The sequence below is a fragment of the Bacteroides sp. AM23-12 genome (assembly GCF_003434395.1).
Classification (GTDB): domain Bacteria; phylum Bacteroidota; class Bacteroidia; order Bacteroidales; family Bacteroidaceae; genus Bacteroides; species Bacteroides thetaiotaomicron.
This window is the reverse complement of the sequence record NZ_QTLF01000010.1, coordinates 37,636-50,318: the sequence shown is the minus strand read 5'-3', so window position 1 is coordinate 50,318 and position 12,683 is coordinate 37,636. Positions and strand designations below refer to the sequence as shown.

8 protein-coding genes are annotated in these 12,683 nt (G+C 39.7%); 2 read left to right on the top strand and 6 right to left on the bottom strand.

Annotation, left to right across the window (positions count from 1 at the left end; translation table 11 throughout):
- Positions 1 to 20: 20 nt before the first annotated feature.
- The 5 genes from DW640_RS11135 to DW640_RS11115 all read right to left on the bottom strand — a co-directional run bounded on the left by DW640_RS11135 (position 21) and on the right by DW640_RS11115 (position 9,542).
- Positions 21 to 1,565 (bottom strand): sulfatase, encoded by a 1,545-nt coding sequence (locus DW640_RS11135; protein ID WP_062694228.1) that lies wholly within the window; start codon positions 1,563 to 1,565, stop codon positions 21 to 23.
- Between the two features lie 28 nt (positions 1,566 to 1,593).
- Positions 1,594 to 2,730, bottom strand: a complete 1,137-nt coding sequence (locus DW640_RS11130; protein WP_074911523.1) for an aldose epimerase family protein — start codon at positions 2,728 to 2,730, stop codon at positions 1,594 to 1,596.
- A gap of 408 nt (positions 2,731 to 3,138) precedes the next feature.
- On the bottom strand, positions 3,139 to 5,145 hold the full coding sequence (locus DW640_RS11125) for a RagB/SusD family nutrient uptake outer membrane protein (RefSeq protein WP_062694222.1): 2,007 nt from the start codon (positions 5,143 to 5,145) through the stop codon (positions 3,139 to 3,141).
- 18 nt (positions 5,146 to 5,163) lie between these two features.
- On the bottom strand, positions 5,164 to 8,376 hold the full coding sequence (locus DW640_RS11120; protein ID WP_062694220.1) for a SusC/RagA family TonB-linked outer membrane protein: 3,213 nt from the start codon (positions 8,374 to 8,376) through the stop codon (positions 5,164 to 5,166).
- Positions 8,377 to 9,008: 632 nt separating this feature from the next.
- The gene (locus DW640_RS11115) at positions 9,009 to 9,542 is read right to left on the bottom strand and encodes a transposase (RefSeq protein ID WP_118196688.1); all 534 of its coding nucleotides are present in this window, start codon (positions 9,540 to 9,542) and stop codon (positions 9,009 to 9,011) included.
- 613 nt (positions 9,543 to 10,155) lie between these two features.
- Between DW640_RS11115 and DW640_RS11110 the strand changes: the two genes are divergently transcribed.
- Positions 10,156 to 10,755: a DsbA family protein gene (locus DW640_RS11110; protein WP_117578158.1), complete on the top strand. Its 600-nt coding sequence runs from the start codon at positions 10,156 to 10,158 to the stop codon at positions 10,753 to 10,755.
- A 203-nt stretch (positions 10,756 to 10,958) separates the two neighbouring features.
- Positions 10,959 to 11,444 carry an HU family DNA-binding protein gene (locus tag DW640_RS11105; RefSeq protein WP_048696085.1) on the top strand — a complete coding sequence of 162 codons (486 nt, stop codon included), beginning with the start codon at positions 10,959 to 10,961 and terminating at the stop codon, positions 11,442 to 11,444.
- Positions 11,445 to 11,546: 102 nt separating this feature from the next.
- Here the strand turns inward: DW640_RS11105 and DW640_RS11100 are convergent, their stop codons facing one another.
- Positions 11,547 to 12,665, bottom strand: a complete 1,119-nt coding sequence (locus DW640_RS11100; protein WP_048696084.1) for a glycoside hydrolase family 105 protein — start codon at positions 12,663 to 12,665, stop codon at positions 11,547 to 11,549.
- Positions 12,666 to 12,683: the final 18 nt, after the last annotated feature.

Here is a 12,683-nt window from a genome sequence, read left to right as displayed (position 1 = left end):
AAAAAAATAACACTAAAATACTACTCATAGGGAGGAAAATTCCTTATACTATCTATTCGTGGATATGATTCCCAAATACTGTCCCCCTTTTCGGAAGTTACTCTTACATCATTCGTCTGATATAGTAACTGATCCAATCTGCCTCTTAACTCTGACAATACACCCTTATATTCTGGTTTTTCAATACAATTATCAAGACAACAGGGATCATTCTCAATGTTATATAACTCCTCATAAGGTCTGAAACCGACAGTACGGATGAAATATTGTACACCATCGCCATTCTCCCTGTTATTAATAAAAAACTGCTTAGTAGGTGAACCGTCTATATCGAAATAACCAGAATGGGCCTTTGCCAAATTGTTGTTTTTATCCAAAGGTGTCGGATCACCTGCTGGCCATCTTTCCGGATGAAAGTTCCTTATATACAAATAATTTCCTTTTCTAAGGCTTCTTATTGGATAACCTAAGTTTGCATACCGTGAAGAGCTATGTCTTTCTCTTCCAAAATAGACAGCTTCTCTTTTCTGTTCTTTGTTTTCCATTAAGAAAGGCAACATACTTTTGCCTGACATGTGCCCATAGGAAGAACGATTTATACCTGCTGCGTCCAACATCGTTGGAGCAAAATCTACAGAACTAACAATTTCGCTAGTATTCTTTCTTTTTATCTTGTCTCCCCAACAGATGGCTAATGGAACATGTACCCCGGCATCGTAACAGGTAGCTTTTGCATTTGGAAAAGCCATACCGTTATCAGCAGTCACTATAATCAATGTATTATCAAACAAACCTTTTTCCTTCAGAAAATCAATTATCTTTTGTAATTGTGCATCCTGATATTCTATTTCTACCGAATAGTCCAATAAATCACCTTTAACAACATCATGATTAGGCAAGAAACCCGGTACACTAACGATTGAGAGTGATTTATTCTCTTTCTGCCATGAATCACGTTCAAAACCTCTATGTGGTTCATTAAAGCCTACCCAAAAACAGAATGGTTGTTTTTTATCGCTATCTTGATAAAACAATTTAAAGTTTTCAACATAGTCTATATTGGATATGCCACTATAGGGAGGGGTCAGTTTTTTCTTATTAAAAGCTTTTCCTGCGGGATTTACCCCTCTTTCCTTACAATCGCCTGGTGCCCACCCCTTACCAGTATAACCTACGTTATAACCATTAGCAGTCAGAATATCTGTATAGCAAACTATATCTTTTGGAAAATATGAACAATGAGTTCCTGCCTCCTTTATTTGCCAAGGATACATTCCTGATAAAATAGATGCTCTGGAAGGACTACTACCCGGAGATGTCACATAAGCATTCTGAAACAAGCATCCCTGGCTAGCTATATAATCAAATGCCGGAGTCTTAACAAAAGAATTGCCATAAGCCGAGCAATGAGGGAAAGATTGATCGTCAGCAATGACAAACAATATATTTGGAGTACTTCTCACCTCCTTGGGATGATTGATGACTATCTCTTCACTCGGTTTGCTGCACGATAAAATACTCGTCAACATGGGAGCAACTATTTTAATTAGATTTGAATTATTCATTGTCGTTTCTCACAAAAGTAATAACAAATTATTTTCTCACGGAAAATTTATAGATACAACGGCTCTCATACTTCTCTCCCGGCTTCAGCAATGCGGAGGGCCATTCCGGCTTGTTAGGAGAATCGGGATATTTCTGTGTTTCCAGACAGACAGAGGCACGACGGTTATATACGATACCTTTCTTACCTTTTACCGTTCCGTCCAAGAAGTTGCCGGCATAGAATTGAAGACCTGGCTCGTTGGTATAAATATCAAGTACAATGCCGGTCTGAGGTGATTCAAGTGTGGCACACACTTGGGAAACATCACCTTTCGTATTAAGCACCCAGTTATGGTCGTAGCCCTTGCCGTACTTCAATTGAATGAACTCATTGTCGATACGCGCTCCAATGGGTGTGGGCTGACGAAAATCCATGTCTGTATTCCCTACTGAAGCAATTTCACCGGTAGTCATAAAGGTGCTGTCCACGGGAGTGTAGGCATCAGCATAGATGGTCAGCAGATGGTCAGAGTTGCCTGTAGCGGGATTGCCATTAAGGTTAAAGTAGGAATGATTGGTCAGATTAACCACGGAGGTGTGGTCTGTCTCGGCGTTGTAGCAAATGTCGATGGCGTTGTCATCTGTCAGTGTGAATGTAACCTTGCAGGCAAGATTGCCGGGGAATCCCTCTTCGCCATCTTTTGCCAAATAGCCTAGTTCCAGCGTCTGCCCATCCACTTGTTTAGCATCGAACATTCGAGAATTGAATCCCTTCAAACCACCGTGCAAGCAGTGACCATAATTATTTTGAGGTAATTGGTATTCCACTCCCTCAACGGTGATTCTACCTTGGTTGATACGGTTGCCATATCGACCGATGGTAGCACCAAAGTTGTTAGGATGATTAACATAATCCTGAATAGAGTCGAAGCCCAAGACGACATCGCGCATAATACCCTCTTTGTCCGGTACCATTATCGAAACAATGCGTCCACCAAAGTTGGTGATGCAAACCTCCATGCCATTTGTATTCTTCAACACAAACAAATACGTCTGTTTACCATCCACTTCCATGCGAAAGTCTGCTGGATTCAGTCCGGAAACCGTGTTACCATCGGTCTGCTTATCGGTACAGGCTGCTACCAGTAGCATAAAACCTGCTATTAAAATCATTATTCTGTTCATATCAATTAAAGTGTCTATATGTTTATTTCTTCTGTAAAAATTGCTTCGTACGACTAAGTGAAAACTACTACTGTGAGGTCATATTTAGCCCGGCGCGAAGAGTTCGTGATAACAATTTACTACCATAAAAATAGTTCCAACAAATATATTGCTCCACTTCCGAACAATAGCCGACTTTGGCAATGCCGCACATGTGGTCTTCAAACGACAATAATTACCACATAAAAAACAAACATGTAATAGCGGACATACTCATCACCAGTTTTATTTATATTGAGTCCATAAACTACCTTTCTTTTCAAAATAGGGAATAGAGGAATATTTTCACAACAACTATACTATTGATACCGTCACTTTAATATACCTCCATTCTCATTCTGTTGTACTAGTTGATGATACAAAAATCAACTAATCAACTTTATCCATATCAGCTTCGGCTTCTTCCCAAGTTTCCCATACAGGAATGGAGGGATCATAGCCGTCATAGCCATAATTTTGCCACAACCTTCCCTTGTTGTTAGCTTTGATTTCTCTTTCAGGGATAGGCCAGTAAATATTTTTCTTATCTATAATATAGTTAAGCTGAGATTTGGCAGCATCGATTACAATTGTTACACCCTTATTGTACATGCCATAGCGGATACAACGCTGGTACCAATAGCTACCGCCAATTAGATCAGTGCCTTCCTGTTTGTCAAAGGTCGCCAAATCGTAGGTGTTACCCCATTCGTCAGGACGACCACTACGGGCCAAGCAGAGTGACACACGGGTAAGCTCTACGTTACGGAACTCTTCCCAAAATAATTCACGGGCACGTTCATTCATGATGTCACCAATCGTAATATTTCCCCCATAGAGTTGAGTACAATGAGCACGCTCACGGATAATGTTAATATCATCCTTGATAGTGGCATCGCTCGGATTAAGGTAAAATTTAGCCTCAGCACGCAACAGATAGGCTTCAGCAAGACGATACAGATACCAATCACCATAACCACCATCAGAAGCTCCGTGGTGACCATCAGAACCGTTAATATTGGCCTCTCGAACAGGATCATCCAATTTCCAAATGTAATGGGGAACATCGTACCAACGTCGGATAGTATCCGAACATAACAACTTCCCTTGTTCATCAAACAGTCTCAACGGCTGGCCAAAATATTTGGAAGCCTTATTATTGTATTTGAGTGATTCCATAGTTACCCAGTTACCATACTCTACACTGTGGCGCAAGTCAGTCTGATCCATTTTACCATTTACGACCCATACTCCTTTTTGATAGAACCATGTAGGGCGAGCTCTGGCTACACCGCGACCCATAGCTCGCATATAGTCATATTGAGGATTATAATCTTTGTTGTTGCGCTTGATATTTATCAAACCTTGTTTACCATCGGGAGTTTTTAAACTGTTATTGAAATAGAATGGATAAAAATTCCGCATAGTTGGATTAGCCAAAAATGATTCTTTAGCGAAACCACGGTTCGGCAATCCCATGATTACCTCTTTATTGCTGGTAAGTAATTTGTTTTCCGGACGATGCAGATCCCAGATAACATTACGGGTAATGGGCCATGTCTCTGGTTCTCCTCCTTCCCAAAATGTACCGAAGCTCTCGGTCATCAGTGAATAACCAGATTTGTTTATGATGATGTCCAATTGGTCCTTCGCCTTCTGGTATTCACCTCTAGCCAAATAAAGTTTGGAGAGCAGCATGCGACAAGCACCTTTATTCACTCCACCAATCAAGTCCATATCCTTTTGCTCGGGCACCCATTTTATGGCAAATTCCATATCCAGAATCAGACGATCCAAAATAGCATCACGTTTGGTAGAGCGGAAGTTCAATTTGGGTACTTCAAGAAGTTTAGTCATGAAAGGTACATCCCCATACTGGAATACCAACAGATAGTAACGGAATGCACGATGGAAATAGGCCTGACCAATATACTTATTCTTGATTTCCTCACTTAAATCTATATTGTCTATGTAGGTCAAGATTGAATTGGCATTGCGAATACCCTTGGTTGTTTGATCCCAAAAGAACCAAAGGGTACTTACACGACTTAGGTCCTGCTGTGTACTTTGATCACTATTAGGTGTCAGTTTTTGAGCTACATTATCCAATAAGTCCGTCTTATCAGTAAGAGATGGGACCATTAAATCGGAGAATGTGTATTCCGATACAAGAGGAAATAAATCATCGCCACCTGTCGTATAATAACGCTTCAACTGACGGTCAGCAATAGCCAATACGGACTTCAAACCGGATTCGGTAGAGTATGTCTGTTCCGGTTCATAGAATGACAATGGATCAGCCTTCAGAAAACTTTTTTCACAGCCAGTAAATATCAACAATGTACCGGATAACAGCACCAAACTATTGAATATATTTTTCTTAATGAAACTTTTCATATCTGTTTGTTTTTAGGTTTAAAATGATAAGTTAAGTCCCAGCGAGTAAAGACGGGTACCCAGACCACCGGTTTCGGGATCACCATATTCCCAGTCTTTGGCCCATGTAGCAACATTGCGTACAGTACCGGATATTTTCACACGCTCAATGCCCCATTTCTGTGTCAGTTTTCTAGGCAGTGTATATCCTACAGCAATATTTTCCAAACGGATGAAGGAGCGATTATACAGCATACCGGGTTTCTTGGCACCATCAGGACCATTGGCATCGATTCTTCCGTACTTATTAGTCGGATTGTCGATGGTCCAATACTCTTTAGCTTGCAAACAGGCAGCAGCGTATGACATGCGACCACCATCATCGTCATTATTTAAGTAGTTGGTAGAAAGAGCCTTATGACCCATACGGGAGTAGATATTGATGGAAACGGTTAAATCTTTCCAAAGTACGAATTCGTTACGCAATGACCAGTTAATGGGAGGTGTGGTTGTTCCCAGAAACTGCTTGTCGTCATCGTTATAGACGATAGTTTGCACACTGCCATCAGCGTTATAGATATCGTTCTCCGGATTGTTCCATACCTTCGGGTCGCCCGGCTGCTGCTTGTATTTGGCTGCCTCTTTCCATTCATCGTTCTGCCAAATGCCGATCACTTTATAGTCCCATATTTGGTTGATGGGTTTTCCGATGAACCAACCGTTAGCAGTATAGTCAGATTCCTTTTGCCCGATTACATTACTATTAGCATCCAATACGTTTTCGTATTCATAAAACAGGTGCTTGATTTTATTCTTATTATAGGAGAAGTTGAACGTTGTATTCCATTCAAAATTCTTTTGCTTGATGTTTACCGTATTCAAGGAGAATTCAAAACCAGTATTGTTAACTTGCCCCAAATTGGTAGTAATATTGTTGAAACCGGTAAAAACTGGCAATGGTTGTGACATAATCATGTCGTTGGTATTCATCGTATAAAATTCCATTGTACCGGTAATACGATCATTTAGGAAACCAAAATCCAAGGCAAAATTCCACGATTTTGTCTTCTCCCATTGCAAGGTAGGATTTGCCATACGGCTTGCCATTAGATAGCGCATTAATTCTACTTCACCAGTAGATGTAAGATAACCCATATAATCGCCACTACCTGCACTAAGATTTGCCAATGCCGTGTAAGGATCCGCCAATGAACGATTACCGTTACTACCATAGGAAGCACGTAACTTACCACTGCTCATCACATTCTTGATTTTTTGGAAAAACTTTTCGTTAGAGAAAGTCCATGCAACAGCTACAGAAGGGAACCAAGCATAAGGATTGGTAGAACCGAATGCAGAATAACCATCGCGGCGGATAGATGTGGTCAGCATATAACGGTCATCATAGGAATAGAACAGACGGCCTAATAAACCGTCAGCAGTCTCATGCGAGTCAGTGGTTGAATAGGAACTGCTCTCTTTAGAACCATTCTGTGTATTATGGAATCCCAATGCATCTGAAGGCTGAATGTTGCGTGCCTCAATGCGGTCGGACCAACGTTGGCGTTCCTCTGCTTCTTGAGCTAAAGTTACAATAAAGTGATGCTTTTTATCAAAAATTTTGTCCCAAGTGATAGTGTTGTTCAATGACCAATCAAAACGTTTGGCATGTTCACGATCGGCACCACGATTGTTAGGATTGCTACCTGGCAGGTCTGCTGACATGAAATAGCGCTCATAGAAAAATTGATAACGCGGTGCAACATTGAACTGATAGGTGATGCCAAAAGGCAGTTTTACTTTAGCGTTAAAGATAGAATTCAGCACCGTATATCCTTTTTCCAGATCTAAATATTGTTTTTGGAAATCATAATTATAACCGCGCTGTGAATAAGTTTCGTCATTCGGATATTGAATAGGATTCCCATCTTCATCGGCATAATCCGCGTAAGGACTATTACGCATGAATTGACCTTCGTCCATGTCAATACTGCCATCAGTACGATCTTGGAAATTGACATTGGCTCCTATCTCGAACCAATTAGTTACTTTGGCATTCAATTTCATATTGGCACGAACAGCACGATAGGTATCATCAATCAAGGCGCCTTCGTTACGCAGATAGCCCAAAGAGAAGTAATAATCCACTTTCTCAGAAGCACCGCTGACACTGGCATTGTAGTCCTGATTGAAACCCAAACGAAAGGCTTTGTCCTCCCAATCCACAGTCTTGCCTGACAGAATATTTTCAAGCACATTACCTGTGAATCCCAAACGCTTTGCCCAAATGCTCAAATCGCTTTCTCCAGATTCGTTGCTAGTATAACCTCTCCAAATATCCAAATCAATATTCGTCAACTTATCGGGATTCGTATAATAGTCATCCATACCTTTATATACACCAATTTGGTAGTCGTCCCAATTACCTTCTGCATTAGCTCCGTAAGTACTTTTAGCTTTCCAGTCTGCATAATGCTGCAAATATGCAGAAGGACTAAATCGTTCACGGTAAGCGCTTCGTTGTGTCAGACCAATATTTGTGCTGACGTTTACTACCGGTTTACCTCTCTTTCCTTTTTTAGTCGTAATGATAATAACACCATTGGCTGCTTTGGCACCATACACAGCTGCCGCAGAAGCATCCTTCAATACATCAATCTGACCAATATCGTCAGGATTGATTTCAGAAAGTTCGCCATAGAACATCATACCATCTAATATTAACAAGGGTGAGTTGTGATTACCATCCGTATAAACAGAACGTTGACCGCGGATATTCATGGAACCACCACCCTTGGCATCAGCATTGTAACCTATGGCCAAACCTGGTGTACCACGAAGAATATCTTGTACAGTTTTGGGATTTTCATTAGCTATTTTATCCGGACGCACCTGTATTACAGATCCGGTAAGGTCTTTCTTACGCATGGTACCATAACCAACTACCACAACCTCTTCCAAGGCTTGGGCATCGTCTTTTAACATAATTTTAAGTGGTTGTCCTCTAAATACCACTTCCTGCGTCTGCATTCCAATATAAGAAACAATCAATGTTTCCCCCGTTTTACCTTTTATAGAAAAATTCCCATCAACATCGGTTATGGTTCCTGTAGTAGTTCCTTTTACCATAATAGTCACCCCCAATAGAGGATCATTGTTCGCATCTATGACAGTCCCTTTTATCATCATATTCTGGGCATATATAACATGTGCGAACATACAACAAAATAAAAATAAAACTTTTTTGACCATGTTTAACATTTTATTAGATTAAAAGTTTACAGAGGATTTTATCCCATATAAATAACTCATAGTTTTGCAAAATGCAAAAGAAGTAGAATGAAAAAAATCATTTTATTATACCATAGGCGTATTAAATTAAGTTTAACATTATGTCAAAAAACAAGATTATTATCTCTAAAATATATAAAGAGAAATCCAAAATACTTTTTTCATTTATCCTTCAAACAATCCTTTTAATTCAACTATACCCCAATAAAAATTCTTATTATCACAATCTCTATCTTTACCTTTTTCATTCATGTCATGAAGATTATTATCTTCTATTAATTGAGTTCTGTCCTGTTGAAAACCTTATATTTATCCTTTTGGATGAGACAAAAGTAGAAAAATCGACCAAATTATAATACTACAAACAAACCAATTAATGGAAAATTAGTCCCAAACTAATTTAAGAATTAAAAAGATCCTTTAGGATAAGCTCTAATGCCTATTTGGGCTATATAAATGAATCCAACATAGATACCCAACAAGTTAACTATTATGGATTATTCTTTCTTCTATTGAACAAATTGTTTCTTCTTTAATTCATTAACCAATCAAGCTCTGATCTCTCCATTCATTATTAATATGAGATAAAACACTTATTTATATAAAGTCATAATAATCTTTGAAAAAAGACCTTTGCATGAATTATACCTCAAGCTTATGTTGGAGTTCATCTTTAGACAACTTCGCTCTTCTTCCCAGTCGAACGCGTCAAGTTCCTCCATGTACAAGTTGATATGTTCGTCTAAACGTCTGATGCGGTCATCCAATTTGTTAAGCGTAAAATTGTTGTCCTTAGCATTGACTGCCTTGAGCTTGCTACCATCTATAGAGATATAAGACTTTAAGAAAAGCTTTAGTCCCATACAGAGCTTGTTGAACTTCTTGAATACCTTTGTTATGCTGTCTTTGTTATCTTTACGACAGTCGAATATGGTACGAAAATCCGGATACAGTTTACCAAGTAGCCACATGACCTCCAGGTTACACTTGCATTCACGTGCTAATTTTCTTGATGAACGGATTTGATAAAAGTAACCATAGATATACAGTTTCAAAAGATCGCGAGGATCATAACCGGGTATACCTGTACCTTTGGGGATACTTTGGACAAAGTCAAGGGGGGGCATGTCCAGACTATCTACAAATACATCAAACAAACGCACAGAGGCATCACCTCCACATATTCATCTATGCAGTCGGGAAAAATACTTCTTGTCTGCGGTCTTCGCTTTTTTGTATGTCATAAGCATGGCCTTTATTTGCTTTCAAGGTACAAAAAGTAGTGAGACTACATAGAATATAGTGTTAAACCATGCTATAAAAATGGGAAATCTTCATACTTACTACTGCAGACTTGTCGGCCTATAAGTTTTTCGGACAGCCTCCCCAGTTCTACTATGATCCAATACAAAAAGGAAGACTATGAGCCTTGTGTACAAAAATAAACATACTGATCAGAAAAAGATAGAACATATAGTCCAATAAAAGCAACAATTTATTCATTTACAAAATAGAATCCTGATTATTAAACTGTGCTTGTGGAAAAACTAAGTCCCTTCTCCGAAAAAAGTAATATCTTTGAGTGCATAAATTAATTCGTCCGGCTATAGGCATTCTTTCGTCCGGCTATAGGCAAACGCAACGTCGCCTATAGGCAAACTTGCGTCCGGCTATAGGCGGACGAATTAATTTATGAAGAGAAAGAAATTATCTGTAGAACAAGAAAAATATAAAGTAACTATGAGCGTTTATTACGATTTATACACGAGTGGTAATCCACAGAAAAAGGAGGAGCAACAGGCACTTTATGCACGTGTTATTCCGTCAGGCACCATTAATGCCGATAAGTTCGTTGAACTAGTATCCAAATCCAACGGCTTCAGTCCAGCCACAATAGAAGGTTGCCTGCAAGCCGTCAGTGATGAGCTACAACACTGGCTCGCGCAAGGCTGGACCGTAGAAGTCGGGGAAATCGGACATTTCTCCCTATCACTGACATGTGACCGTCCGGTGATAGAGAAGAAAGAAATTCGTTCTCCTTCCATCCATTTAAATAAGGTGAACCTGCGCATTAACAAAAAGTTTCGTGAGAGTCTGGAACCATTGCAACTGGAACGCATAGAGTCACCCTATCGTACTAATAACGATTCCAACGAAGAAAGATGCCGTACCCTCCTGATACAACATCTGGACAAACATGGCTGTATCACCCGTACCGATTTCATGAGATTGGCAGAAATCAGCCGCAACAAAGCAATTGAACTACTCAATAAGTTTTTGAAAGAAGAGATAATCCGGAAGTATGGAGGAGGAAAAACTGTCGTATATCTAAAGAAGTAGTTTTTCTAATAGTACTATCACACTACAAGGCAAGCTTATAGCGAAAAAAACGTTCATTATCAACAATATACGAATTATTAATTATTTGTTTAACGCACTTTCGAAAAATAACTTGCACAGTAATTTCAGATGCCATATCTTTGCATCGTGATCACAAAACAGAAACTCGATTTATAAACTATTTAAAAAACTAAAATTAAATTATGGCACTGAAATATGTAGTCAAAAAAACAACCTTTGGTTTCGACGATACCAAAGCAGAAAAATATGTAGCGCGTCCGTTCAATGTAGTCAACGTTGATTTTAAGATGCTGTGCGATCAGGTAACCAAAGTAGGATTCGTTCCACGCGGTACAGTAAAAGCCGTCCTTGACGGACTCATTGATTCTCTGATAACGTATATGGAAATCGGAGCATCCGTCAACTTGGGGGAATTTGGAACTTTCCGTCCTTCCTTCGGATGCAAAAGCCAAGAAAACGCAGAGGAAGTCACTACGGAAACATTGAAAAACCGTAAAATCATCTTTACTCCGGGGGAGTTGCTGAAAAATATGATAAAGTCTGTCAGCATTCAGAAACTGGATGTAACCAGAAACAGCAGTTCTGCTCCTTCAGGTGGTGGTGAAGAAGGCGGAGGAAACGAAGGCGGTAATGACGGCGGTGATGAAGCACCGGACCCGACAGTATAAGGAATCATTTTATATTGTTATATTTAGAGAAAGAGGATGTCTCCAATCAGTGGGGACATCCTCTCCTTTTATACAACTTATACAACAGAATATATCTGTTTTTTACTTATTGTTCAGCAAAGCATAAGCACACCACAAGATAGGTGCCTGTCCATGATAATCTCCGGCAATGCGAGGACGGTCCATATAATATTGCTTACTGTTTTTCTTTCCCGTTCCGATACAAACTTCGGTAAGGTCATTTTTATCGTCTATATAATTGCACAGGCCCAACCAGGCTCTGCGTGCAACGGGAGCAAATTCTTCTTTATCCAACCATCCGTTCTGAACACCCAAGATCATAGCATAGGTAAACATTGCAGATCCGGATGTTTCAGTCCAAAAGTCGGGCTGGTCTATCAGCTGATTCCACAATCCGTCCTTGTTCACATATTTCTTCAGATTGTTCATCATCAAAAGATAGCCTTTCATTATCCGGTCTCTATTCGGATCATTTTTCGGCAGGTTGAACAGTAGCTCTGTCATACCCACAGCCATCCAGCCATCTCCGCGTCCCCAATAGTAAGGCACATCCGGTGCATGGTAGAAAAGGCCGTTAGGGTGTTGCAATTCGTCCAGATACAGAACCATTTCTTTGGCAGCCCTATTGATGTATTTAGGATCACCGGTAGCCTTATAAGCCTCAGACTGCACGATAGTAATCATATACATATCGTCAATCCAAAGACGAGTTTGCCAGGAATATCCCTTTTTATCCCATTTGCGTTCTTCTTCATTCGCATTGGCAGGAAGCTCCCATTGAGTGTCGGCGTAAGGCAATCCGAGGTCCAGATAACGTTTATCCTTCGTTATATTATAAAATCTGAGAGGCAGACAACCAAACATATTCTGGTCTACGTGTATGGGTGGAGGAAGGAGTTCTTTTTCCAGGTGGAACAATAGTTCGAAACGATTTCTCAATAGCTTGATCAGCTCTTTGTTATTCGTCAATTCTGCAAAACGGAGAGCTCCGTACCATGTACATACTTCAGCATAATGTATTCCTCTATCAAAATATAGCTGATGTTTAGTTTCCATCAAGCGTCTGCTCAATTTATTACCAACAGTCTTAGGATCTGCTTTTACAGGAAAATCTCCAAAATAATTTTGAGCAGTAGCAATACTGGTTGTACAGAAAGCAGCCAGTAACAATACACAAATTAAATAATAGTTCTTTTTCATCATTACAATTGTTTCTAT